At 46.0% G+C, this 25,486-nt stretch carries 22 protein-coding genes; all 22 read right to left on the minus strand.

What is annotated here, in order from left to right; translation table 11 throughout:
• Positions 1-125 precede the first annotated feature (125 nt).
• Positions 126-2,228, minus strand: coding sequence for a polyribonucleotide nucleotidyltransferase (gene pnp / locus MHB84_RS01265; protein ID WP_063566373.1), 2,103 nt, complete (start codon positions 2,226-2,228; stop codon positions 126-128).
• Between the two features lie 252 nt (positions 2,229-2,480).
• Positions 2,481-2,750: a 30S ribosomal protein S15 gene (rpsO, locus tag MHB84_RS01270; protein ID WP_056700672.1), complete on the minus strand. Its 270-nt coding sequence runs from the start codon at positions 2,748-2,750 to the stop codon at positions 2,481-2,483.
• Between the two features lie 159 nt (positions 2,751-2,909).
• Entirely contained in the window at positions 2,910-3,848 is a 939-nt protein-coding gene (locus MHB84_RS01275; RefSeq protein WP_063566432.1) for a bifunctional riboflavin kinase/FAD synthetase, read from the minus strand.
• 66 nt (positions 3,849-3,914) lie between these two features.
• Positions 3,915-4,838 carry a tRNA pseudouridine(55) synthase TruB gene (gene truB / locus MHB84_RS01280; protein WP_076289531.1) on the minus strand — a complete coding sequence of 308 codons (924 nt, stop codon included), beginning with the start codon at positions 4,836-4,838 and terminating at the stop codon, positions 3,915-3,917.
• Positions 4,832-5,809: a DHH family phosphoesterase gene (locus tag MHB84_RS01285; RefSeq protein WP_076289530.1), complete on the minus strand. Its 978-nt coding sequence runs from the start codon at positions 5,807-5,809 to the stop codon at positions 4,832-4,834. The genes truB and MHB84_RS01285 overlap by 7 nt, the downstream gene beginning before the upstream one ends.
• Before the next feature lie 19 nt (positions 5,810-5,828).
• Positions 5,829-6,188 (minus strand): 30S ribosome-binding factor RbfA, encoded by a 360-nt coding sequence (rbfA, locus tag MHB84_RS01290; RefSeq protein WP_062326091.1) that lies wholly within the window; start codon positions 6,186-6,188, stop codon positions 5,829-5,831.
• A 25-nt stretch (positions 6,189-6,213) separates the two neighbouring features.
• On the minus strand, positions 6,214-8,796 hold the full coding sequence (gene infB, locus MHB84_RS01295; protein ID WP_076289529.1) for a translation initiation factor IF-2: 2,583 nt from the start codon (positions 8,794-8,796) through the stop codon (positions 6,214-6,216).
• Positions 8,789-9,118, minus strand: a complete 330-nt coding sequence (locus tag MHB84_RS01300) for a YlxQ family RNA-binding protein (protein ID WP_029880929.1) — start codon at positions 9,116-9,118, stop codon at positions 8,789-8,791. Before MHB84_RS01300 ends, infB begins: the two co-directional genes overlap by 8 nt.
• Positions 9,108-9,416 (minus strand): RNase P modulator RnpM, encoded by a 309-nt coding sequence (gene rnpM, locus MHB84_RS01305; protein ID WP_053783828.1) that lies wholly within the window; start codon positions 9,414-9,416, stop codon positions 9,108-9,110. Before rnpM ends, MHB84_RS01300 begins: the two co-directional genes overlap by 11 nt.
• Positions 9,417-9,442: 26 nt before the next feature.
• Positions 9,443-10,540 carry a transcription termination factor NusA gene (gene nusA / locus MHB84_RS01310; RefSeq protein ID WP_062326087.1) on the minus strand — a complete coding sequence of 366 codons (1,098 nt, stop codon included), beginning with the start codon at positions 10,538-10,540 and terminating at the stop codon, positions 9,443-9,445.
• Between the two features lie 123 nt (positions 10,541-10,663).
• Entirely contained in the window at positions 10,664-11,125 is a 462-nt protein-coding gene (rimP, locus tag MHB84_RS01315; protein ID WP_062326086.1) for a ribosome maturation factor RimP, read from the minus strand.
• A 259-nt stretch (positions 11,126-11,384) separates the two neighbouring features.
• The gene (locus MHB84_RS01320; protein ID WP_076289528.1) at positions 11,385-15,704 is read right to left on the minus strand and encodes a PolC-type DNA polymerase III; all 4,320 of its coding nucleotides are present in this window, start codon (positions 15,702-15,704) and stop codon (positions 11,385-11,387) included.
• 152 nt (positions 15,705-15,856) lie between these two features.
• Entirely contained in the window at positions 15,857-17,311 is a 1,455-nt protein-coding gene (gene proS / locus MHB84_RS01325; RefSeq protein ID WP_076289527.1) for a proline--tRNA ligase, read from the minus strand.
• A gap of 62 nt (positions 17,312-17,373) precedes the next feature.
• Positions 17,374-18,645 (minus strand): RIP metalloprotease RseP, encoded by a 1,272-nt coding sequence (gene rseP / locus MHB84_RS01330; RefSeq protein WP_076289526.1) that lies wholly within the window; start codon positions 18,643-18,645, stop codon positions 17,374-17,376.
• A gap of 113 nt (positions 18,646-18,758) precedes the next feature.
• Complete coding sequence (locus MHB84_RS01335) at positions 18,759-19,898, minus strand: 1-deoxy-D-xylulose-5-phosphate reductoisomerase (protein WP_076289525.1); 1,140 nt, start codon at positions 19,896-19,898, stop codon at positions 18,759-18,761.
• A gap of 67 nt (positions 19,899-19,965) precedes the next feature.
• The gene (locus MHB84_RS01340; RefSeq protein ID WP_076289524.1) at positions 19,966-20,760 is read right to left on the minus strand and encodes a phosphatidate cytidylyltransferase; all 795 of its coding nucleotides are present in this window, start codon (positions 20,758-20,760) and stop codon (positions 19,966-19,968) included.
• Between the two features lie 16 nt (positions 20,761-20,776).
• Positions 20,777-21,544: an isoprenyl transferase gene (locus MHB84_RS01345; RefSeq protein ID WP_063566384.1), complete on the minus strand. Its 768-nt coding sequence runs from the start codon at positions 21,542-21,544 to the stop codon at positions 20,777-20,779.
• Between the two features lie 89 nt (positions 21,545-21,633).
• Complete coding sequence (gene frr / locus MHB84_RS01350) at positions 21,634-22,188, minus strand: ribosome recycling factor (protein ID WP_024630246.1); 555 nt, start codon at positions 22,186-22,188, stop codon at positions 21,634-21,636.
• A complete protein-coding gene (gene pyrH, locus MHB84_RS01355) occupies positions 22,188-22,916 on the minus strand; it encodes a UMP kinase (RefSeq protein WP_024630245.1) in 729 nt (242 codons plus the stop codon). The genes frr and pyrH overlap by 1 nt, the downstream gene beginning before the upstream one ends.
• A gap of 229 nt (positions 22,917-23,145) precedes the next feature.
• Positions 23,146-23,796: a translation elongation factor Ts gene (tsf, locus tag MHB84_RS01360; protein WP_062326078.1), complete on the minus strand. Its 651-nt coding sequence runs from the start codon at positions 23,794-23,796 to the stop codon at positions 23,146-23,148.
• Positions 23,797-23,912: 116 nt separating this feature from the next.
• Complete coding sequence (gene rpsB / locus MHB84_RS01365; RefSeq protein ID WP_024630243.1) at positions 23,913-24,611, minus strand: 30S ribosomal protein S2; 699 nt, start codon at positions 24,609-24,611, stop codon at positions 23,913-23,915.
• A gap of 240 nt (positions 24,612-24,851) precedes the next feature.
• Positions 24,852-25,484, minus strand: a complete 633-nt coding sequence (locus tag MHB84_RS01370) for an endolytic transglycosylase MltG (protein WP_076289523.1) — start codon at positions 25,482-25,484, stop codon at positions 24,852-24,854.
• Between the last annotated feature and the right edge of the window lie 2 nt (positions 25,485-25,486).

The following is a 25,486-nucleotide window of genomic DNA, read 5'->3' on the forward strand; positions in this document are numbered from 1 at the left end:
ATTCAAAGGCCTTATGAGTAGACAATCGATGTCATAAAGATATTTAAACGTTAAAAAAAGAGCCAGAAATTCACATTCTGTCTCTTCATTCAATCTATCTTTTCAAAAAAACGATGGCACGCAGCCTATGATTGAGCTGGAGCTTCAGCAGTCAATACGGCTTTGCGGGACAAGTTGATACGGCCTTGTGGGTCAATTTCCGTTACTTTTACCGTAATGGAATCACCGATAGCAACAACATCTTCCACTTTAGCAACACGCTCTGTGGACAATTGTGAGATGTGTACCAGACCTTCTTTGTTCGGCAGCACTTCAACGAATGCACCAAACTTCTCAACACGTTTTACTTTACCTACATAAATCTCGCCGACCAGTACTTCACGTACAATGCCTTCGATGATCGATTTAGCTTTATCATTCATCTCTTGGTTAGAAGAGGCGATAAAGACACGTCCATCCTGTTCAATATCAATTTTAACACCGGTTTCCTCGATGATTTTATTGATAATTTTACCACCTGCACCGATAACATCACGGATTTTGTCCGGATTGATATGCATGGTTGTAATTTTAGGAGCATATTGTGACAACTGCTCACGTGGAGTTTTCATCACTTCGGTCATTTTGCTCAAGATGTGCATACGACCTTCTTTGGCTTGAGCCAATGCTTCAGACAAAATTTGACGATCAATTCCATCAATTTTGATGTCCATTTGAATTGCTGTTACACCATCAGGTGTTCCTGCTACTTTGAAGTCCATGTCACCGAGGTGATCTTCCATACCTTGAATGTCACTCAGGATGGATACATGATCTCCGTCTTTAATCAGACCCATAGCTACACCCGCAACCGGAGCTTTGATTGGTACACCTGCATCCATCATAGCCAATGTGCTGGCACAGATACTTGCCTGTGAAGTCGAACCGTTAGATTCCAATACTTCGGATACCAAACGAATCGTGTAAGGGAAGTCTGTTTCGGAAGGAATTACTTTAGAAAGAGCACGTTCACCCAGTGCACCATGTCCGATTTCACGACGGCCTGGAGCACGCAATGGACGAGCTTCACCTACGCTGAACGGTGGGAAGTTATAGTGATGCATGAAACGTTTCGTTTCTTCAAGACTGATTCCATCCAAAATTTGAACATCACCCAGTGCACCAAGTGTACAAATGCTGAGCGCCTGTGTTTGACCACGAGTGAACAAACCTGAACCGTGAGTACGTGGCAGCAGGGAAGTATCACATTCAATTGGACGGATCTCAGCGAGTCCACGTCCATCCGGACGAACTTTATCATGTGTGATAAGGCGACGCACTTCTTCTTTAACGATATCGTGCAGCACTTCTTTCACATCTTTGAGCAGTTCTGGAGTCTCAATATACTTCTCTTCGAAGTGAGCAACGGTTTCGTCATTCACAAGATCGATTGCATCCTGACGTGCATGTTTTTCAGCAATTTTAACAGCTTCAACCAGACGAGCACTGGCGAACTCACGTACACTGCTGTTAACTTCAGCATTAACGGCATGCAATTTAACTGCCATTTTTTCTTTACCGGCCACTTGTACGAGTTGTTCAATGACTGCAACAATGTTCTTGATCTCGTCATGTCCGAACATGATTGCTTCCAGCATTACTTCTTCCGGAACTTCGTTCGCTTCCGCTTCAACCATCATAATGGCATCTTTGGTTCCTGCAACAACGAGTTCAATCTCACTTACCTCAAGCTGTGCAATCGTTGGGTTGATGATGAACTCACCATTAATACGTCCAACTTTTACGCCACCAATCGGTCCGCTGAATGGAACATCTGAAATGCTCAGTGCAGCCGATGTACCGATCATGGCAGCAATTTGCGGTTCGCAGTCCTGATCCACACTCATAACGATATTCAGAACTTGTACATCATTCCGGAAACCTTCAGGGAACAAAGGACGAATCGGACGGTCTGTCAAACGGCTCGAAAGAATCGCTTTCTCACTTGGTCTGCCTTCACGTTTAATAAATCCACCTGGGATTTTACCTACGGCATACAATCTTTCTTCATAGTTTACCGTTAATGGGAAAAAGTCCAGATCTTTAGGCTCACTTGATGCTGTCACGGTACACAATACAACGGTATCCCCGTATGTTACCTTAACGGCAGCATTAGCCTGCTTGGCCAAACGCCCTGTTTCAAGCGTAAGCGTTCTTCCACCAAGCTGCATTTCAACACGCTGTTCCATGAAATCCCTCCTTTTATTCGTTCCTAACACAATGGATTCTGCATTTTCACAGTATTTCCTGCTTGTCCTGCATTCATTAACTCCACAGCAACATGCTCACTTGCAAAACAAAAGCTCCTTGCGGAGCCATCAGCTACAAATATATGGCAACATGTTCATCTACAAAACAACCCGGCTGTAAGCTCCGCTTGTCCTTTTAGACAAAGGAATGACGGATAACAGCCAGGTTGATTTTGAAAACATGTACGATAATTAACGACGCAATCCGAGTTTTTCGATCAGTGCGCTGTAACGTTTAACATCTTTGTTTTTCACGTAAGCCAAAAGCTTACGACGTTGACCTACCATTTTCAAAAGTCCACGACGTGAGTGGTGGTCTTTCTTGTGCGTACGCAAGTGGTCTGTCAAACTTCTGATGTTTTCCGTAAGGATAGCAACTTGCACCTCAGGTGATCCAGTATCGGACTCATGAGTTTTGTGCTCGTCGATCAGTTGTTGTTTACGTTCTTGAGTCAATGCCATCCTATTCACCTCCTTCATTATAATCGCCATTAGCCTCGTCACCGCCGGTGAGAGCAAGTAACCAAGCCAAGGTTATGTGTTGTCTCAAACGACAACGTAGTACATTATATCATAGTTGCCAAGACAAAGTAAATGTAAACATGTATTTTGTCCTGGACCTTAGGATAACAGACGGGCGGCGGTTAATGCATCTTCACGAATCTGACTGATCAAGGCATCAATCGAGTCAAATTTTCGCTCTGCACGAATGTAATGAACGAGATCAACCTTTAATTCCTGGTCATATATCTGCCCATCAAAATCAAGCAAGTGCACCTCAAACGTAGGTTTCATCCCGTTTTCGTGAAAGGTAGGTTTCACACCAAGGTTCATGACGCCGCGCAGTTCCTGCTCCCCATACTGCACACGAACAGCGTAAACACCTTTCGCTGGCGTAACATAATGATCCGTAAGTTCAAGGTTAGCGGTAGGAAAACCAATGGTTCGCCCACGTTTCTCTCCATGAATTACAATTCCCCTGATACTATAAGGTCGTCCGAGCCATTGGCTGGCTTCGTCCATTTCTCCACGCTTCAACAGGCCACGAATGAGAGAACTGCTTACCTTCTCACCATTTAACAGGAATGGAGGCACAGTTTCGACCGTCATTTCACCTTCTCCCAATGTGCGAAGAAGCTGCTCATCCCCTGCTCCCTTGTGACCGAAGCGGAAGTCAAAACCAACTACCGCTGTTCGAGTCTGAAGCGGAAGCAGCAGATCATGTGCAAATTGCTGTGGCGTCAATCTTGAGAACTCCTCATTGAATTCGACCACATAGAGTACGTCTACACCCATCCCTGCCAGGATGTCTTCTTTATCTCTCAAGGGAGTTAAATAACCCTCGTAATCCCCTTTGCGCATAACTTCCTTCGGATGAGGATGAAAGGTCATCACCGCTGCCTGCATGCCCGTTTCGCGTGCAATGCGGACAGCTGACAAAATGACACTTGCATGTCCGAGATGCAGCCCGTCAAATTGACCGATCGCAAGCACTTGGGGATGTGTGCCCTGAACAGCCGATTGTAACGTCTGCGGATAGGTTAGCATTACGGTTTTCACAATCATTCACCTGCATTTCACTTGATAGGCCAGGCTTGAGTACCACCACTCAAACCAGGAACCTCTTTATTCCGGTAAAAAGACTTTAACAGCTCTCACCGTTGCTTTCAATTCATCCCGCTCAAATATCCCCAGAAACGTCCCATCCTGATCATATAACCGCAGTAGACCAGGTTGCTCTGCAGGCGGTTCGAGCAAACGCGCCGATAATTTCTGGCCCTGAAGGGCTCCCTTGGCCTGATCCGCACCCACCGTATGTGCTGGAATGGAAGAGATAGCTTCATCAACCGGAATCAGCACCTCGGCTAACGTTCCATCGATCATGCGTTGTTCCACTTCTTCAAAATGAAGGCAATGATCAGCAGAGATTCCAGCCGATATCGTACGCTCCAGATGTAGCATGGTGGACGGATAGCCCAATTTTTTGCCGATATCCACGCATAACGTTCGAATATAGGTTCCTTTGGAACATAAAGCACGGAACGATATATCCGTAGTGTCGCCTTGATTCTCAATTCCTGTCAATTCCAGTTCATAGATCGTAACTTCACGACTCTTACGCTCTACCGTTTTTCCTTCACGAGCAAGCTCGTAGAGACGTTTCCCATCCACTTTGACCGCGGAATACATAGGTGGAACCTGTGAGATGGTGCCCAGGAATTGCTCCAGCACCTGCTGAACCTGCTCCTGTGTCACCTCAACAGCTGTCTCCGACCGTTCAATAACTTCACCTGTCATATCCTCCGTGTCAGTAGACAGACCCAGTCGTAGCGTTGCCAGGTATTCCTTGGGAAGCTCCTGCATGTACTCCACCACACGTGTTGCCCGTCCTAGGCAAAGCGGTAGTACGCCAGTAACTTGCGGGTCCAATGTGCCTGTATGACCAATACGTTTCATTTTGAGAATGCGACGCATTTTAGCCACAACATCATGAGAAGTAAATCCCGCTGGTTTATACACTGGAAGTACACCTTCAAATGGTTTTACCATTGAGCATTCACCTGCTTCAGCACTAGTTCGACGATATCTTCCAACTTGCCCTCTACGCGACATCCAGCTGCAAGTACATGTCCGCCTCCACCAAAGTTCTGTGCAAGCGAGGCGACATCAACCTTCCCAGCTGACCGAAGAGATACTTTCACCGCATTGTCATTGATTACTTTAAAAAAGATGCCCACTTCCACACCTTGAATGTTACGCGGGTAATTGACTACCCCTTCAAGATCTTCATTAGCCGCTCCACAAGCAATCATGTCTTCAGGCGTAATGACCACCCAGGCAATCTTGCCATCGTCAGTCATTTGCAGGCTTGAGAGTGCCTGATTCAATATACGGACTTGTGGGAGCGTAACCTGCTCAAGCAAAATCTGTGCAAGATAAGGTCCATTCACACCATGTTCAAGCAATTTGGATGCAGTGGTCATCACATTAGGACTCGTATTCGCATAGCGGAATCCACCTGTATCTGTTAACAATCCTGTATAGACTGCTGTAGCCACATCTTTATTCCAATTCACTGGGAAAAGATTGAGGAAATCAAACAGAATTTCAGCCGTTGCTGCTGCGTCTGGCTTAATGATGTTTACTTTTCCATACGCGTCATTGGTTGGATGATGATCAATATTTAAAATAACAGCATCATCTTCAAAATAATGACGAGTCAGGCCTACTCTGGAAAAGTCTGCACAATCCACACAGATAATCGCTTTATATTTCCGCGCCGGTGGTTGTTCGGTCATGTTCACGATCTTGCCAGCTTCCCACAGAAAGTTCATGCGTTGTGGAATTTCACCTTCATTAATCATCGTGAATGTCTTGCCCAGACATGACAGCAGCCAGCCCACCGTTACCGTCGAGCTGACTGCGTCACCGTCCGGCTGTACATGCGACACGACCAGGTAATCATCATGCTCCAGCAGAAATTGCTTTCCGTCCTGAAGCGCCTGTTCATAAGTGTGCATTGCCGTCTCCTTTATTCTGTTACTCGGATTCGTTCTTGTCGGTACCGATATCACCAAGCAGCTTCTCAATTCGGCTGCCATATGCAATAGATTCGTCAATCTTGAATATCAACTCGGGAACGTGTCTAAAACGGATACGCTTGCCCAGTTCTGAACGCAAAAATCCATTTGCTTTTGCCAGCGCTTTAAGCGAGTTATCCTTTTGTTCCTGTTCACCAAAGACACTCAGATAAACTTTGGCTTGCGACAAGTCGCCTGTCACTTCGACTCCCGTTACGGTAATAAAGCCGATACGAGGATCTTTCAGTTCAGACTGGATGAGTAGACTTAATTCTTTCTTGATCTGCTCGCCCACTCTACCTGTACGAATCTTAGCCATCGTTGTTCACCTCATGCTTCCTTGCTTATCGTTGTACTGTCTCCATAATGAAGGCTTCGATAACGTCGCCTTCTTTGAGATCATTGTATTTATCCAGCGTGATACCGCACTCGTAACCTTGGGCTACTTCTTTGGCATCATCTTTGTAACGTTTCAGGGAATCCAGCTTGCCTTCGTAAAGGACGATGCCATCACGAATCAGGCGTGCTTCCGCGGAACGCGTAATTTTACCCGAGGTAACCATACATCCAGCAATGGTGCCGACTTTACTGATGGAGAACGTGCTCCGAACTTCAGCATGACCGATTACTTTTTCTTTGTAAATCGGATCAAGCATGCCTTTCATTGCTTGTTCAATTTCTTCGATAACGCTGTAGATAACGCGATGCAGACGAATGTCTACTTGCTCTTGATCTGCAGTCGCTTTCGCCTGATTATCAGGACGAACGTTGAAACCAATCACGATGGCATTGGATGCTGCAGCCAAAATGATGTCAGACTCTGTGATTGCACCAGCGCCGCTATGAATAATCTTCACGCGTACACCTTCAACTTCGATCTTCGCAAGGGAACCTTTCAATGCTTCAACCGAACCTTGTACGTCACCTTTGATAATTACGTTCAAGTCTTTGATTTCACCGTCTTTGATGTGTTGGAACAAATCATCCAATGTCACACGTGTGTTTGTACCCAGATCGGATTCACGTTGTGTAATGGCACGTTTGTCGGCGATAGAACGCGCTTTACGCTCATCTTCAAACACCATGAACGGATCTCCCGCACCTGGAACTTCAGTCAGACCCGTAATTTCTACAGGTGTTGAAGGTCCAGCTTCTTTTAAACGGCGACCTTTGTCATTCACCATCGCACGTACACGACCGAAGCAGTTACCTGCAACAAAAGCATCTCCGACTTTCAATGTACCGTGCTGCACGAGAATACGGGCAACTGGGCCACGTCCTTTATCCAGCTCGGCTTCGATCACTGTACCACGGGCACGTTTGTCCGGGTTCGCTTTGTACTCGTTCACTTCTGCAACGAGCAGGATCATTTCAAGCAGACCTTCTAGACCAATTCTTTGTTTCGCCGAAACGTTAACAAAGATGGTGTCACCGCCCCACTCTTCCGGAACGAGTTCATAGTTGGTCAATTCTTGTTTTACTTTATCCGCATCTGCACCCGGCTTGTCAATTTTGTTGACAGCTACGATAATTGGCAGTCCAGCAGCTTTGGCATGGTTAATCGCCTCAACCGTTTGTGGCATAACACCGTCATCTGCAGCTACAACAATAATTGTAATATCCGTAACCTGTGCTCCACGTGCACGCATAGCAGTAAACGCTTCGTGACCTGGTGTATCCAAGAACGTGATTTTTTTGTTGTTAATTTCAACTTGATAAGCACCGATATGCTGCGTGATACCGCCTGCTTCTCCACCCGTTACATTCGTTGAACGAATCGCATCAAGCAATGTTGTTTTACCATGGTCAACGTGACCCATGATCGTAACTACCGGAGGACGGGACTGCAAGTCAGCAGGATCATCATTCTCTTCAAGTGTTTCGAAGCGGTCATCTTCAAGGACAATTTTCACTTCAACCTCAACACCGAATTCTCCAGCAAGCAGCAGGATTGTTTCGATATCAAGCTCTTGGTTAATCGTTGCCATTACACCCATTGCAATGAGTTTTTTGATAACTTCAGAAGCATCTTTATGGAGCAACTTCGCTGTTTCACCAACAGTCATGTCACCACGTACGATGATTTTCTTAGGTGTGTTATCAATTTTCTCACGTTGTTGGTACTGTTGTTGATTTCTGTTGCGATTGTTCTTGCCACCACGATTACCGCGGAAGTTGCCGCCACGGTTGTCGTCATAACGACGTCCACCGCCACCGCTGTTTGAACGGTTGCCGCTATTGTTGTTATTGCCGGAATTACCTTGGCCGCCTCTGCGTTGGCCTTGTCCTGAGCTCTGTCCTTGGCCACCAGTACGGTTGCCGCCAGTGCCAGTATTGCCACCGCTGTTCGGTCCTGCGCTTCTTGTTTGACCGCCACCACTATTCGCTGGACGTTGACCCGTACTTTGCGGACGGGATGCTGTACTGCTTTGTCCACCTTGAGCTGGTCTTGGACGATTACTTGATTGTCCTCCTTGGCTTGAGCCTTGGGAAGAGTTCGTTCTGTTGCGGCTGTCTTGGCCGCTAGGTCTTTGGGAGCCATTGTTATTGTTGGAATTTGGTCTATTGTTCATACCTACCTGCTTTTCCTGTTGTATTTTTGTTTGTACGGGACTACCGGATGGGTTGCTGCTATTCGGCGTGTTCACTCCGCCGGCCGGCTTGTTGCTGTCCACTGTTTTGTCACTGCGCACTGACGAAGTAGCAACGGATTTTGCTTCGTTACTTTGTTTGGAAGCGGCAGTGGATTTTATATCTTTAAAAAATTGTTCCACCTTACCGACTGAACCATTCTCCATGACACTCATATGATTGTTTACGGGAATATCCAGCTTTTTAAGAATGGTTATAATTTCTTTACTACTCATATTAAGGGACTTCGCATATTCATAAACTCGCAATTTATCCTTGTTTTCCTGTTTACTCAATATACTCCACCTCCGACATTATACCGACTTGCTTGGAGATCATTTTTGCAAACCCTCGATCCGTTACTGCAAGAACAACCCGCGTTTCTTTACCGATACTTGAACCCAGACTATCCCGGTCAAATCCGATCACCAGTGGAACTTTATATGTCCCGCATTTGTCGCGAAATTTCTTTTGTGTATTGGCCGAGGCGTCACCCGCAACAATAACCATTTTAGCTTCGGAAGAACGGATCGCTTTAAGTACAATTTCTTCACCTGTTACAAGTTTGCCTGCACGCATGGAGAGTCCCAGATAAGACAATGTTTTATTATTCATCATGTTCACGCTCCTGTGCTGCTATGAATTCGTCCTCTACCGCAACGAAATCAGCTGCCAATTGCTCATAAATTTCCGGTGAGACTTTGCCCTTGAGCGCCCGATCCAAAGACCGGTTTTTGAGTGCAAGCTTAAAACAGGACTCTTTGCCGCATAAATAAGCACCACGTCCGGACTTTTTGCCAGTCAAATCGATCAGCACTTCATCCTCTGGCGTTTTAACGATACGGATCAGCTGCTTTTTGGGCATCATTTCCTGACACGCCACACATTTGCGCAGCGGTACTTTTTTAGTTTTCATACGTTAGCGCCCCCCCGTGCTTTACTTTAGTCGACGGAGACGGAATCTTGGTGCATTTCCGAAGAAGAATCTTTCTCTCTGCCGAATTCCTGTTCCGCCTGGCTCTCGCTCTTAATGTCGATTTTCCAGCCGGTCAGTTTGGCTGCCAATCGGGCATTTTGGCCTTTGATCCCAATGGCGAGGGACAGCTGATAGTCAGGAACAATAACCCGAGCCATCTTTTCTTCCTCGAATACTTGAACTTCCAATACTTTGGAAGGACTAAGTGCATTTGCCACATATTCGTCTACCTGGTCGGAGAAACGAACGATGTCAATTTTTTCACCGCGCAGCTCACCCACAATGGTCTGCACGCGCATTCCCTTAGGACCTACACATGATCCAACTGGATCAACTTCCTCATTGCGGGAATGAACAGCAATTTTGGAGCGGAAGCCCGCTTCACGTGCGACGGAGCGGATCTCGACTACACCGTCAAAAATTTCAGGTACTTCCAGTTCAAAGAGACGTTTCAACAAGCCCGGATGTGTACGGGACAAAATGATTTGCGGCCCTTTGGTCGTATTCTCGACCTTGGTGATGTACGCTTTAATACGGTCACCATGAACAAACTTCTCGTTCGGCATCAATTCGGTCAGCGGCAATGCCGCTTCGATTTTGCCCAGATCGATGTAGATATTGCGCAAATCCTGACGCTGCACCACTCCCGTAACGATATCTTCTTCCTTATCAACGAAAGCGTTGTAGATCAGGCCGCGTTCGGCTTCACGAATCCGCTGGGTCACTACCTGTTTGGCAGTTTGTGCGGCGATACGTCCGAAATCACGCGGCGTAACTTCAATCTCCGCAATATCTTCCAGCTGGAAGTGTGGGTTGATCTCTCGTGCAGCAGGCAATGAAATTTCGGTACGTGAATCCAGGACTTCTTCCACGATCAATTTGCGGGCATACACCCGGATAACACCCGTATTACGGTTCATGTCAACACGCACATTCTGGGCGGTGTTGAAATTACGCTTGTAGCTGGAGATGAGTGCTGCCTCGATCGCTTCAAACAGCACATCCTTGCTGATCCCTTTTTCCCGCTCCAATTCATTCATTGCTTCAATAAAATCCATACTCATGAATGTTGATCCCCCTTTCAAACATGGCATCTCATACGTAAAACGGCGAAAGGCTCTAAACTCATGAGCACCTTGCCGTTATCGTGAGATGTGTCTTTTTTCATTAATAAGTGAACAAGGCACTTAAAACAGAATGGCCAGGCGCGCACTCGCAACCTTGTCATAAAGAATGGCATGCTGTTTCTTGCCTGCTTCGATCACAAGTTCCCCGTCATCAAAGGAAAGCAGCTTGCCTTCAAATTCCTTTATACCATTTACCGGCTCGTAGGTTGTAACAAATACGTTTTTACCTACGGATTTGGCAACGTCCTCCGGTTTTTTCAGTGGACGCTCCGCACCGGGAGAAGACACTTCAAGGAAATAGATGGTCGGAATCGGATCGTTCTCATCCAGCTTGGCGCTTAGCTTTTCGCTGATCAAGACACAATCATCGATGTCGATGCCACCCTCTTTGTCGACATACACCCGTAAAAACCAGTTGCTGCCTTCTTTGACGTATTCGATGTCAACCAGCTCGAAGCCTTGTTCGTTCAAGTAGGGTTGGATCATTTCTTCCACGGTAGATTTAATGTTCGTTGTGCTCAAAACCGATAACCTCCAACTTAGGTTACACCAGCAAATAATGGCTGGCAATTTCTTCATTACCCAAGATTCTTGTATACCAAAGACTAAAGAGTGGGTTTCCCCACTCTTTAGAAATTCGTACTATCTCGTTCACTTCAAAAATTATAACATAGTCTGGTAATAGTGACAAGTAAGCGATCACTCAGCCATTTTAACCACTAATGAAGAAAAATTTACGTAATCACATTACAGACCATAAATAGATACTCAAAATGCCATTTTAGAACAAGGATAATTGATTGCTTTCCGGCAAACCGCGGAAGCATCCCATGCCCGTCAGCAACTCAACAATTGTTTTACTTGCTTTAGACTTTTGCTGAAAATCTTCAATCGAAAGGAATTCTCCATGCTCTCTTGCCGCAGCGATATTGCGTGCAGCATTATCCCCGATTCCTCCCAGTGCCGAAAACGGAGGAATAAGAGAATTTCCGTCAACAATAAACTTCGTTGCTTCCGAGCGATACAGATCAATCGGCTTGAGTGAGAATCCGCGTGCTGCCATTTCCAATGCCATCTCAAGGACAGGCAGCATGTTTTTTTCTTTTGGCGGTGCCTGGAAACCTAATTGTTCAATTTCTACGATCTTCCGATAGATGGGCTCATAGCCCTGACATACCAGTTCAATGTCAAACTCATCGGCACGAACTGTGAAGTATGTCGCGTAGTATTCAATTGGGTGGTACAGCTTAAAGAAAGCTGTACGCACTGCTGAGATAACATAAGCGGCCGCGTGGGCCTTTGGAAACATGTACTGGATTTTAAGACAGGAATCAATGTACCATTGCGGCACCTTGCAATTTTTCATCTCATCAATCCATTCTTGCGGCAAACCACGTCCCTTACGCACACTCTCCGTAATTTTAAAGGCAAGACTGGCGTCCATGCCCGCCTTATAGATCAGGAACAACATGATATCATCCCGGCAACCAATCACCGTTTTGATGTTACAAGTTCCATTTTTGATTAGATCTTGTGCATTACCAAGCCATACCCCCGTACCATGAGACAATCCGGAGATTTGGAGTAGATCGGCAAAAGACGAAGGCTGGGATTCAATAAGCATCTGACGTACAAACTTAGTCCCCATCTCTGGTACACCAAAAGTGGCAACTGGTGAACGAATCTGCTCTGGCGTAACGCCGAGTGCTTCGGTAGAGTTGAACATGCTCATGACCTTAGGATCATTCATCGGAATGGTCGTTGGATCGATACCTGTCAAATCCTGCAGCATCCGCATCATAGTTGGATCATCGTGCCCCAGAATATCGAGTTTTAGCAAGTTCTCTTCGAAGGCGTGATAGTCAAAGTGTGTTGTTTTCCACTCCGCATTAACGTCATCCGCCGGGAATTGCACAGGCGTTACATCTTCCACTTCAATATAATCCGGTACAACAACAATACCACCGGGATGCTGTCCTGTACTACGTTTAACCCCGGTACAACCGGAGGCCAAACGGTTCAGTTCTGCTCCTCGCCATTTCTTATGATGTTCCTCCTCATATTTCTTGGCAAAACCAAATGCTGTTTTTTCAGCTACCGTACCAATTGTGCCCGCACGGAACACACTCTTTTCGCTGAAAAGCACCTTCGTATAGTTATGGGCATGCGGCTGATAATCACCCGAGAAGTTCAAGTCAATATCGGGAACCTTGTCCCCTTTAAAACCAAGGAACGTCTCAAACGGAATATCTTGCCCTTCGCCTTTTAACCGGCCTCCACAATCAGGGCATTCTTTCTCAGGAAGGTCAAATCCACTCGGCACACTTCCGTCGAGGAACCACTCACTGTGCTTACACTCCGGATTTACACAAATATAGTGCGCTGGCAACGGATTAACCTCGGAAATCCCCAGGAAAGTAGCAACTACAGAAGAACCAACTGATCCCCGTGATCCGACAAGGTACCCGTCCTGATTCGATTTTTTAACCAAACGTTCCGAGATCAGATAGTTGGCAGAAAAACCGTATTTGATAATTGGATTCAATTCTTTCTCCAGTCGTGCCACAATCACTTCCGGCAGTTCCTCACCATAAATCGACTTGGCGGTATTATAGCAGGTATTACGGATCTCATCGTCTGCGCCTTCCAAAATCGGAGTGAACAGCTTGTCCGGGAACAGCTTGATTTCCTCGAACCGATCTGCCAATTCAACCGTATTCGTAACAACGACTTCGTAGGCTTTATCTTGGCCCAGGTACTGGAACTCTTCCAGCATTTCATCCGTCGTTCTTAGATGAGCATCCGGTTTACGTTGATCTTTGAGCGGGCTGAACCCCGTAATTCCGTGAATCGTGATATCCCGATATAGCTTGTCGCGCGGCTCGAGATAATGCACGTTACCTGTGGCTATTACCGGTTTCCCCAATTTTTGACCAATGTCAACAACTTTACGAACAGCGAGCTTCAATTCCTCTGGCGTAGCCACGAGCCCTTTGTCCACCAAATGCATATACATTGTCAAAGGCTGGATCTCCAGAATGTCATAGAAATGCGCTATCTCTTCCGCCTCTTCAAGCGATTTGTTCAACACAGCCTCGAAAAACTCACCTTTTTCACAACCCGATAAAATAATGAGACCTTCACGCAAATTGATCAGCTTCGATTTTGGAATACAAGGCACCCGTTTGAAATGCTCTGTATGAGAAAGTGATACCAGTTTATAGAGATTCTTTTTGCCGACATCATTCAAAGCATAGATGCCGCAATGGAATGGACGCGTATTCGAAAGATCAACTCCGACATAATCATTAAGCCGATCAAGCATGGTCAGGCCTTTCATCTGAGCGGCATCATTAACCAATCCATTCAGTATACCAGCGAGCGCAATCGTATCATCAATCGCCCGGTGATGACTTTCCAGTGCTACTTTATATTTATCCGCCAGCGTATTCAGACGGTGGTTCTTCATTTTTGGATATAACAACCGTGCCAGTTCCAAAGTATCGAGTACAGGGTTCTGAAGCTCAGGCATGCCAAGCTGTTTCAGCGAAGCCTGAATAAAGCCCATATCGAATCGTGCATTATGTGCAACCAGTACGCCATCTCCGGCAAACTTCACAAAATCATGAATAACCGGTTCTAGCTCAGGTGCATCCTTCACCATTTCATCGTTAATATTAGTCAACTGCTGAATGTTATATGGGATGCGCTCATGCGGATTTACAAACGTAGCAAAGCGGTCAATTTCTTTACCGTCCTCTACCTTCACTGCCGCAATTTCGATGATCTTGTTCTGGGTTACAGACAGACCTGTGGTCTCAATATCAAACACGATATATGTCGCTGATTTGAGTTCCAACGGCTGTGGTGCCATAACAACAGCAACCGAATCATTCACCACATTGGCCTCAAGGCCGTAGATCATTTTAATTCCGTTTTTCTTGGCCGCTTTGGACGCCTCCGGATACACCTGCACACCGCCATGATCACTTACGGCGATTGCCTTGTGTCCCCATTCCGCTGCAGTCTTTACGTATTTGTCGATCGAAGTTACGGCATCCATTGTACTCATTGTGGAGTGCAGATGGAACTCAACCCGTTTCTCAGCTGCATTGTCCTTACGGGATGGCGGTGCCTTTACTTCAACCAAATCTGAAGGAATCATGGCAAGTTCCGGAATTTGCATAAACCGGTCGTATTCTACACGGCCACGCACTTTCACCCATTTCCCATTGGCCAGCAAGCTCAGGATTTTGACATCCTCTTTTGTTTTGGCAAACATCTTCATTTGCATGGAATCCGTGAAATCCGTCAGATAAAAAGTAAACAACGTATTCCCGTTCCGCAACTCCTTGCGATCCAGACCGAAGACCGTTCCCTGCAACGTAACCTTTTTCTCTTCATCCTGAATTTCCTGCATAGGTACAGGTGGTTCCTTGATATCATATCCCATCTGTAAACGAACATCGCCCTGTTCTTCCTCTTCAGGCATTTCCGAGTCAACTTCACTCATCATCTGCTCAATAACTTGAAGCTCTTCTTCCCGCTTCTTGAGCTGGAATTGTTCCATCGCCTCTTTGTTGCTTTCAACCTCACCAACCAGCAATTTGACCCGCAAGGGCAGTTGAAAATACTTATCATAAAAAGTAGTTATAGCTTGATCGATCTGTTTCTTCTTCGCAAGCTCCATCGACATGGCATCACTCATGGTCAATTGCAGCAGATCTGCTTCACATTCGAACTTGGTGCGGTTCATCCAACCATTAACAGATGGAATTTCCCTTGTAACCCATTCAAGGAACAAGTTCCAATATTCACTGACAATATCACCAATCTCGACCTGATCACTATATTTGAAACCAAACGTGATCTTGGAAATGTGATTCATTTTCTCCTGGATGTGCAGGCAAAATGTTCGATAGATTGGAGCAGGAACCAAGGTATCTTTAGCAATCACAATAGTCCAGTCGCGGTTGCTACGGCTTGTCTCCACCCGTTCAATCCATCCATCCAAAAAGTAGGGCTCTATTAGACCAGCCGGAAGTTCCGTCTGTTTCATCAACAACTCAAACCGTTTTCTCTTCTCCTCGAATCCACTCATCGTGTTCCTCCTCGTACCCCCTTAAAACAGGAAAAGCCTCTGCATTCAAAAATGTCCCCGATCCGAACCCGCACCGACTCATTTTATCCGACAGAAGCTCTCCATTCCTTACTCTTACGGTGAATAAGTGCCGTTAGTCAGGTTATCCTGACTTAGTACGCTCTTGCAAACACTACCGTGTGTTTCGCCTCTTCACCACAAGCCAGGCACGTATGCTTTTCTTCCGCAGGCTGGAACGGAATGTTCCGGCTTGTTGCACCTGTTACTTCTCTTACTTTATCTTCGCAAGCTTCAGAACCGCACCATCCAGCCAGTGTGAACCCGCGTTTGTTTTCCATCAATTCCTTCATCTCATCAAGCGTATCTACAGAGTAGAAGTTGTCCGACATAAACGTGCGAGCACGTTGTAGCATATCGGCTTGCACTTGAGTCAGCATAGTCTGGATTTCTTCCACCAGATTTGCTTGTTCAACGACTTTCTTCTCTCCAGTAATCCGGGAAACGAGAACACATACACCGTTCTCCATATCACGCGGACCAATTTCGAGACGAATCGGAACACCACGCATCTCATATTCGTTGAATTTCCAGCCTGGACGAACATCACTGCGATCATCCATTTTCACACGAATTCCCGCTTGTTTCAGTTCAGCGAACAACTCGTCCGCACGGCCTACAACGGCATCACGTGTTTTTGGCGGTCCAATTGGAATCATAACCACTTGCGTTGGTGCAACTTTAGGAGGAAGAACCAGACCACGGTCATCTCCGTGAACCATAATTAACGCACCGATTAAACGTGTGCTTACCCCCCATGAAGTGGTGTAAGCCAGCTCCAGCACATTATTCCTGCTAAGATACTGAATTTCAAATGCTTTTGCAAAGTTAGTTCCCATGTAGTGTGATGTACCTGCTTGTACAGCACGTCCATCCTTCATCATGGCTTCGATCGAGTACGTATCCACCGCACCCGCAAACTTCTCGGATTTGGTTTTCTGACCCACAATTACCGGAATAGCCAAATACTCTTCAACCACTTCACGATAAATCTGAAGCATTTTCATTGTTTCTTCACGTGCTTCTTCTTCGGTCTCATGCGCAGTGTGACCTTCCTGCCACAGGAACTCACTTGTGCGAAGGAAAGGCAACGTTCTTTTTTCCCAACGGACTACGTTAGCCCACTGGTTGATCAATACCGGAAGATCCCGATAAGACTGAATCCACTTGGAATACATGTGACCAATAATCGTTTCGGATGTAGGACGGATTGCCAGACGTTCTTCCAGCTTCTCTCCCCCAGCTTCCGTAACCCAAGGCAATTCGGGATTGAAGCCTTCAACATGTTCTTTTTCTTTTTGGAAAAAGCTCTCAGGAATGAACATCGGGAAGTAAGCATTGCGATGGCCCGTTTCACGGAAACGACGATCCAACTCATCCTTAATATGTTCCCAGATCTCAAATCCGTCTGGTTTGAAAACAATACAACCGCGTACGGGTGCATAGTCCATGAGATCAGCTTTTTTAATAACATCAATGTACCAGCGTGAGAAATCCTCGCCCTGAGGTGTAATTTCAGTCACGAACTGTTTATCATTTTCCTTTGACATAAGACTCCAGCGTCCTCCCATTACGACTATCTCTGAATAAACAGAGCGTAGTCAAACCATAATTATCCGTTAATTAATCGTAATATATCATTATATGTTACTGCTAGCATCAGTACAAACAACATGGCGAAGCCGACAAAATGAACCATACCTTCCCGGTTCGGGTCAACAGGTCTGCCACGAAGCGCCTCAATCCCCAGGAAAACCAAACGGCTACCGTCAAGCGCAGGGATAGGCAACAGGTTGAAGATACCGAGATAAAGGCTCAAAATGGCAGCCCATCTGGTTAATTGCTCAATACCCTGTTTTGCAATCTGGCCCGTAACCTCAAACGTACGCACCGGACCACCGATATCGTCCATGTTAAATTGATTAATGAGATGTCTGAATCCTTCAAAGATTACTCTGGTCGTATCTACCATAGCTACTCCGGACACTTTAAATGTTTCCACGAATCCAACAGAACGAGTTGGCAGGGTAGGTACAATACCAACTTTACCGCCTTCCTGGCCTTCTACCGCGCGAGGTGTGATCGTAATATTAAACGTTTCATTCCCCCGGCGCAGTGTCCATTCCATCGGCTTGTCTTTGGAATCAGCTATCATGCTCACCATTTTTTGCGAATCCGTGCCGATGGCCGTACCATTGATTGTCTCAATGATATCTCCCTTTTGCAGGTTCGCTTGGTAGGCAGCTCCACCTTCAAGCACTTCGCCAATTTCCAGATTTTTCGGATTCTCAACTGGAACCCCAGCCATTTGTGCATAGACTGCAAATAAAACAAATGCCAGGATGAAATTCATGAGTGGTCCGGCAAAAATCGCCATTGCCCGCTGACCAACCGTTTTACTGCCGAATTGACGATCTTTAGGTGCAATTTGGGTTTGTTTGCCCCGACTCACCAACATCGCTTGCGGATGAATCCGGTACTGCTGAATTTCGCCATCCACATCGAGTTGCAATTTCAGTGCATTCTCCATATCAATGGAGATGACTTCACCTCGAATTACATTTTTGCGATTATCCAATTGATCGAGGTAGATCATTTTGACTTGGTCATCAGCTGATCTTACCGCAATGGTCTGACCTTCTTGAATTTCTACCAGTTCCGGATCTTCCCCAGCCATACGTGCATACCCGCCAAAAGGCAGCAGACGCAGTGTGAACTGGGTCTCGTTTCTTTTATATGAGAACAATTTGGGACCAAAACCGATCGCAAATTCCCGTACAAGAATACCGGCGCGTTTGGCAAAATAATAATGTCCCCATTCATGAACCGTCACGATGACAAAGAACATGAGCACCGTTAGAAATACCACTTGTATGGTTTCCAATCCCTATCCATCCTCCTTCACGGCACGAACCGCAGTCTGTCCCTTTAGATTATCATTATTCTCTGATGCCGCACAAGAGAATCACTTCTTCCATTTTATCTTGAAAAAAGAGATTACAGACTGAACGCAAGTTGACGGCTCTCCTGATCACATCTTGCGATTTCCTCCAGATCAGGCTCGTCCACATTGCGGTGTGCCTCCAGCACAGAAGCAATAATATCCTCTATTTTAAGGAACGAAATCTCTTTACGCAAGAAACGTGCTACAGCAACCTCGTTGGCTGCATTAAACGCCGTTGCTGCGGTTCCTCCCATTTTACCACACTCGTATGCCATTCTTAAACAAGGGAACCGTTCCATATCCATCTCACGGAAATGCAGCTTGCCCACTTGTGTTAGGGATAGACGTTGTGAAGGCGATGGTAAGCGGTCAGGATAGGTCAGTGCATACTGAATGGGAACACGCATGTCCGGATTGCCAAGCTGGGCAATAATGCTTGTATCATTAAACTCCACGTAGGAATGAATGATGCTCTCCGGGTGAAGCAACACATCAATCTGATCATAACTTAGTCCAAACAGCCAATGCGCTTCAATAACTTCCAGCCCTTTATTCACCATCGTCGCCGAGTCTATCGTAATCTTCGACCCCATCGACCAGTTGGGATGTTTGAGTGCATCTTCTACGGTAACTTCCTTCAGCTGTTCACGAGTCAAATCACGGAATGATCCTCCAGAAGCCGTAAGTGTAATTCCCATCACGCGTTCACGAGGTTCTCCATTCAAGCATTGGAAGATAGCCGAGTGCTCACTATCCACAGGCAGAATCGGTACCCCTTTCGCAGCCGCTCTGGCAGTAACAATATGTCCCGCTGTAATTAGCGTCTCTTTGTTAGCCAGCCCAATCTGTTTGCCTGCATCAATAGCAGCCAGGGTCGACTCAAGCCCAACACTCCCCATTACAGCAGTGACAACCGTATCTGCTTCCGTTCCGGCAGCGACTTCCACCAGTCCTTCTTTGCCATAAAAAAGCTGTGTTTCGATAGGTAAGTGCGGTGCCACTGTCTCTGCTAGCTCCTTTGAGCCAACTGATACCTTTTTGGGTCGATAACGCTTCGCTTGCTCAATCAGCAACTCTATATTGCTCCCAGCAGCCAGTCCCTCTACTTGAAAGCGTTCGGGATGCATATCGACTACATCCAGTGTCTGAGTTCCAATGGAACCGGTTGACCCAAGAATCGCAATTTTTTTCATGCTGCACCTCATCTTTATTTATCCAAAGCCTATGACGAATAGTTCGTCATATGGCTTGTGCTCATTTTTAATAGGGCAGAAGCATTAGTATATGTACGAATGGAAAAACGACAATCCAGCTGTCGCATCGATCCAGAATACCGCCATGCCCCGGGAGCAAAGTGCCGGAATCTTTGATGTTATACACACGTTTGTAAGCAGATTGAATCAGATCTCCCATTTGTCCTACAACCGCACATGCAATCCCAATCCATACCGCTCTTTGCCAAGACAACAAGCCGTCTGACACCAATGCAAAAACAACAGAAGTGATTACAGCGATCACAATACCACCCAGTGCACCTTCCACCGTTTTATTAGGACTGATCGACGGCCAAAGTTTGTTCTTCCCGATAAGTTTCCCTACAAAATAGGCACCTGCATCACTTGCCCATATGGAGCCCAGAAGCAGAAACGTCCAGAACAACCCATGATGCAAATGTCTGGATTCCGCGATGTAATAAAAACCGATTCCAATATACATTACTCCCAGAAAGAGCATGGCAACAGTGTTTACAGGAATCTTGTTTTTAGTTACCACAGAGGCAGTCATTAATACAAGCATCACAAGCCATCCGATCTGGAATAACGTTAGTGGTCTAACTTCCCAAATCATTTCCCAAGGAAACACAATCGCAAAGATACCTGCATAACCAATTAGGGCTACACCCGAAAAAGGCTGTACCCCGGTCATTTTAACAAATTCATAATAACCGATGAGAGCCATGAGCAATACCAAGCCATGGTACCAGGGTCCGCCCAGCATGCAAAAACCCAAAAACAACACACCTGCTATGATTCCTGTCGTTAATCGCTGTTTCAACGGCTTCATCCTCCATCTATTTCAAACCGCCGTAACGCCTTGTTCTGCGCTGATATTCGGCTACTGCTTCAAGCAAATGCTTTTTGCCAAATTCGGGCCAGTATATATCCGTAAACCATAGTTCGCTATATGCGAGCTGCCAAAGCATGAAATTGCTTAATCTCAACTCTCCGCTCGTCCGGATCAGCAAATCCGGATCAGGCATATCCCCAGTGAGCATATGTCTGTCAATGAGTTCAGGCGTAATGTCGTCTGCCGATAGTTCCCCCGACTTTACCTGCAGAGCGATCTGTTTGACACAGTCCGTCATTTCGCGACGACTTCCGTAGTTCATTGCAAAATTCAAAACAAGCCCTGTGTTATGTTCCGTAAGACGAATAGCTTCACGCAAAGCATTAATGGTATGGGAAGGCAAATGTTCTTCCTGGCCCATCATACGGATGCGTACATTTTTTTCTATAAGCTCATCCAGCTCTATCGCCAAAAATTCTTGCGGAAGCCGCATCAGAAAATCCACTTCTTCTTTTGGACGCGTCCAGTTTTCTGTCGAAAAAGCGTACATCGTCAGATATTTGATGCCCAGTTCATCCGCCGCGATGGTCGCACGTTTGACCGCCTTCATCCCATTCTGGTGGCCAGCTATTCGTGGGAGACCCAAACGTTTCGCCCATCGTCCATTGCCGTCCATAATGATGGCGACGTGCTGCGGGATATTATCCTCGGATATAGTCAGCGTTTCCTGCTTGTCAGCCCCATTCCACCACGACCGAACCCGTTTGATCATTCCTGTTCCTCCAAAATCCCTGAAGTTTCTTCACCTGAAGCTTGGAAAAAGAGACAAAACCCCACCGTATTGGAGGGGCTGCGCTTGTCTTACACTTCCATGATTTCTTTTTCTTTGGCAGCGAGTACCTTATCGACTTCAGCAATAAACTTATCGGTCGATTTTTGGATGTCGTCTTGATGTCTCCGGGACTCGTCCTCGGAAATGTCTGACTTCTCCATTTTTTTAATATCATCATTCGCATCACGGCGAATATTACGAATGGCTACTTTGCCTTCTTCACCGAACTTTTTCGTCAACTTCACAAGTTCTTGTCTGCGTTCTTCCGTAAGTGCCGGAATGGACAGACGAATCATAGTTCCGTCGTTCGCTGGCGTAAGGCCAAGATCCGATTTCATAATTGCACGCTCAATATCCCCCATGGAGGATTTATCCCACGGCTGGATCATCAGTGTCCGGGAATCCGGTGTACTGATATTAGCCAATTGGTTGAGCGGAGTCATTGCACCGTAATACTCTACTTGAATCCGGTCGAGAAGAGCCGGAGTTGCACGACCTGCACGCAAAGTGGCAAGATCACGTCGTAACGCTTGAATCGCTTTATCCATACGTTCTTCGGCATGTTTTTTAACCGCTTGTGGCATTAATCTACACTCCCTTTAACGATTGTCCCGATGCGTTCACCAAGAACAACACGTTTGATGTTACCTTGTTCCGTAATGGCAAATACGATCAACGGAATGTTGTTGTCCTTACACAGCGAGGACGCCGTTGAGTCCATTACACCAAGATCTTTGTTAAGTATATCCATGTAAGTCAACTGATCAAACTTGACAGCTGTGCTGTCTTTAAACGGATCTGCTGAGTATACACCATCAACTTTATTTTTGGCCATTAAGATGACTTCTGCTTCGATCTCTGCTGCGCGCAGTGCTGCTGTTGTATCGGTGGAGAAGAACGGGTTACCTGTACCTGCTGCAAAAATAACGACCCGGCCTTTCTCCAGATGACGGATAGCTCTACGACGAATATAAGGCTCCGCAATTTGTTGCATGGCAATCGATGTCTGTACGCGAGTAGGCACTTCAATCTGTTCCAGTGCATCTTGCAGGGCGAGCGAGTTCATAACCGTCGCAAGCATCCCCATATAATCGGCAGTTGCTCTGTCGATGCCGTTTTCGCTACCGGCAATTCCGCGCCAGATGTTTCCGCCGCCGCACACGATAGCAACCTGTACACCTAGTTCAACTACTTCTTTTACTTGCTGGGCAATCGACGAGATCGTCTCTGCATCAATACCGTAGCCATTTTGACCGGAAAGAGACTCTCCGCTGACCTTTAAGACAACACGTTTAAATACTGGCTGTTCCAATTATTCACCCTCCACTTTGAATTGAACACCCTCGGCGTTCAACCAACAAAACTTCTCGCGCATGGCCTCCTGCTTAAAAAGAAAGGAACACAGTTGTGTTCCGCTCTTTTAGGAAAAACATTCAACCGGTAAGGCATAGTTTTCCTGGGATATAAGGGAGTAGCGCTTCGAAGTTTCATCATTCTTATATCTTCGAAAATCATTCCTGCTTGCCGGTTTGAAAACCGTCTTATTTGTTCACTTGGGACATAACTTCTTCTACGAAGTTGTCTACTTTTTTCTCAAGACCTTCACCCAGTTCATAACGAACGAAACGACGGATGGAGATATTTTCACCGATTTGGCTGATTTTTTCGTTCAGCAGTTGGGAGATCGTTTTGTCAGGATCTTTAACAAAGGTTTGCTCCAACAGGCAGAATTCTTCGTAATATTTACCGATACGGCCTTCAACCATTTTCTCAACGATTTTTTCTGGTTTGCCTTCGTTCAGAGCTTGAGCTTTCAGAATTTCTTTCTCTTTTTCCAGCTCTTCTGTAGGAACTTCTTCACGAGTAACAAATTTCGGGCTCGCTGCTGCGATTTGCATAGCGATGTCCTTAACGAAATCTTTGAATTGATCTGTTTTACCAACAAAGTCAGTTTCACAGTTCACTTCTACCAGTACACCAATACGGCCACCAGCGTGGATATAAGATTCTACAACGCCTTCAGTTGCTGCACGGCCAGCTTTGCTTGCTGCTGCTGAAAGCCCTTTTTCACGCAGCAATTCAGCTGCTTTCGTGATGTCACCGTTTGCTTCTTCCAGTGCTTTTTTGCAATCGAGCATACCTGCGCCCGTTTTTTCACGGAGTTCTTTTACTGCACTCGCATTAACTGCCATTATTAATTCCCTCCAAAAATAAGTAATTGTACGTACACTCTAAAAAAAGGGCAGTGAGAGGTTATCCACCTACCAACCACCCTTTTCATTTAATTCATTAGATATGTTCGAATCTATTAAGCGGAAGTTTCTTCGCCTTGGTTAGCTTCGATAACGGCATCAGCCATTTTACCTGTCAACAGCTTAACGGCGCGGATTGCGTCGTCATTACCCGGGATAACATAATCGATCTCGTCCGGATCGCAGTTAGTATCAACGATACCTACAATTGGAATACCCAATTTGCGAGCTTCCGCAACAGCGATACGCTCTTTGCGTGGATCGATGATGAACAGGGCGCTTGGCAGGCCTTTCATATTTTTAATACCGCCGAGGAATTTCTCCAGACGATCTTTCTCTTTGCGAAGCAAGATTACTTCTTTTTTAGGCAATACAGCGAAAGTACCGTCTTCTTCCCAAGCTTCCAACTGTTTCAAACGATCAATACGTTTTTGAATAGTTGAGAAGTTAGTCAGGGTACCGCCGAGCCAACGTTGGTTAATGTAGAATTGACCAGCGCGTTCAGCTTCTTCTTTAACTGAATCTTGAGCTTGTTTCTTAGTACCCACGAAAAGAATTGTACCATTCTCTCCTGCGATTCCTTTAACGAAGTTGTAAGCCTCTTCGACTTTTTTCACTGTCTTTTGCAAGTCAATGATATAAATTCCGTTTCTTTCAGTGAAGATATAACGATCCATTTTTGGGTTCCAACGACGAGTTTGGTGACCGAAGTGTACCCCAGCTTCGAGAAGCTGCTTCATGGAGATTACTGCCATCTTCACACACCTCCTAATATGGTTTTATTGTGTCCTCCGCCGGCATCATTTTTCGCCAAGACTCTCCATCAGGAAAGCACCCTCAACAAAATTAGCACATGCGTGTGTTTTAACACCGTTATCTAATATATCATAACTGATTGCCTGATGCAACAGTCTTTCAAAGCAAATTTCCGTTCCTTCATAGCGATACAGAACTTGTCATTATTTATACAAAAAAACCGCCCTGCCTGAGCGCACTCAGTTTGACGGTTCTTTTGTAATCTTGGCAATAATGGATTTGAAACTTTCGCCTTTTTCCAAGTCATAGGTACCAACTTGTATTTTAGTGTTAATTCGCTCTGCTCTGCCTGCCTTTATGAAAGCTTGTGCACTATCGACAATCCCGGCTTTCTCCAGATTCCCGGCCACGATGGCCAGACTATTGCCTGAACGTACTTTGAACGATACAGTAGCCGCAGCTTCGGGACTGTTAGGACTTGACGGTTCGGTCGTTTTTGGCTGATCGACTTCGTCCTGTTTGTCGCTTTCATTAGTGACAGGTTGCTTTGGATCGTCAGGTTGCTCCGGTTTCACAGCTGATTCTGCCGCTTCAGGTGCCGTTGCCGTTTTCCCCTGTAGTTCACTGCCTTCTTGTTTCTTCTTCGCTACCCACTCAGCTTCTGTAAACAACTCATCATCAGAAGCTACAAGCTTCATGTCCATGCTCTTTGCAGCTGCTTCTAGCTGTTCCATTGTCAGATTGGCCGTAGCCAACTCAGGGTCGAGATTACTCTCAGACAGTGCGTTTTGTCCAACCGTTGCAAGCTGCAGCAATACTGCACCAACAATCATGCCACTTCCAAGTCCAATCCATAAGGAGCGCTTGTCCATCT

Source organism: Paenibacillus sp. FSL F4-0087, from assembly GCF_038020215.1.
Taxonomy (GTDB): Bacteria; Bacillota; Bacilli; order Paenibacillales; family Paenibacillaceae; genus Paenibacillus; species Paenibacillus taichungensis.

Bases quoted from the DNA above. Each gene is read 5' to 3' on its own strand.
- rnpM (WP_053783828.1), bottom strand. From the start codon at position 9,416: ATGAAAACTAAAAAAGTACCGCTGCGCAAATGTGTGGCGTGTCAGGAA.
- proS (WP_076289527.1), bottom strand. From the start codon at position 17,311: ATGTCAAAGGAAAATGATAAACAGTTCGTGACTGAAATTACACCTCAG.
- MHB84_RS01320 (WP_076289528.1), bottom strand. From the start codon at position 15,704: ATGAGTGGATTCGAGGAGAAGAGAAAACGGTTTGAGTTGTTGATGAAA.
- MHB84_RS01345 (WP_063566384.1), bottom strand. From the start codon at position 21,544: ATGATCAAACGGGTTCGGTCGTGGTGGAATGGGGCTGACAAGCAGGAA.
- truB (WP_076289531.1), bottom strand. From the start codon at position 4,838: ATGGTAAAACCATTTGAAGGTGTACTTCCAGTGTATAAACCAGCGGGA.
- MHB84_RS01285 (WP_076289530.1), bottom strand. From the start codon at position 5,809: ATGCACACTTATGAACAGGCGCTTCAGGACGGAAAGCAATTTCTGCTG.
- rbfA (WP_062326091.1), bottom strand. From the start codon at position 6,188: ATGGCTAAGATTCGTACAGGTAGAGTGGGCGAGCAGATCAAGAAAGAA.
- frr (WP_024630246.1), bottom strand. From the start codon at position 22,188: ATGCCACAAGCGGTTAAAAAACATGCCGAAGAACGTATGGATAAAGCG.
- rpsB (WP_024630243.1), bottom strand. From the start codon at position 24,611: ATGGCAGTAATCTCCATGAAGCAGCTTCTCGAAGCTGGGGTACACTTC.
- MHB84_RS01335 (WP_076289525.1), bottom strand. From the start codon at position 19,898: ATGAAAAAAATTGCGATTCTTGGGTCAACCGGTTCCATTGGAACTCAG.
- MHB84_RS01370 (WP_076289523.1), bottom strand. From the start codon at position 25,484: ATGGACAAGCGCTCCTTATGGATTGGACTTGGAAGTGGCATGATTGTT.
- tsf (WP_062326078.1), bottom strand. From the start codon at position 23,796: ATGGCAGTTAATGCGAGTGCAGTAAAAGAACTCCGTGAAAAAACGGGC.
- MHB84_RS01300 (WP_029880929.1), bottom strand. From the start codon at position 9,118: ATGATGAATAATAAAACATTGTCTTATCTGGGACTCTCCATGCGTGCA.
- pnp (WP_063566373.1), bottom strand. From the start codon at position 2,228: ATGGAACAGCGTGTTGAAATGCAGCTTGGTGGAAGAACGCTTACGCTT.
- nusA (WP_062326087.1), bottom strand. From the start codon at position 10,540: ATGAGTATGGATTTTATTGAAGCAATGAATGAATTGGAGCGGGAAAAA.
- rpsO (WP_056700672.1), bottom strand. From the start codon at position 2,750: ATGGCATTGACTCAAGAACGTAAACAACAACTGATCGACGAGCACAAA.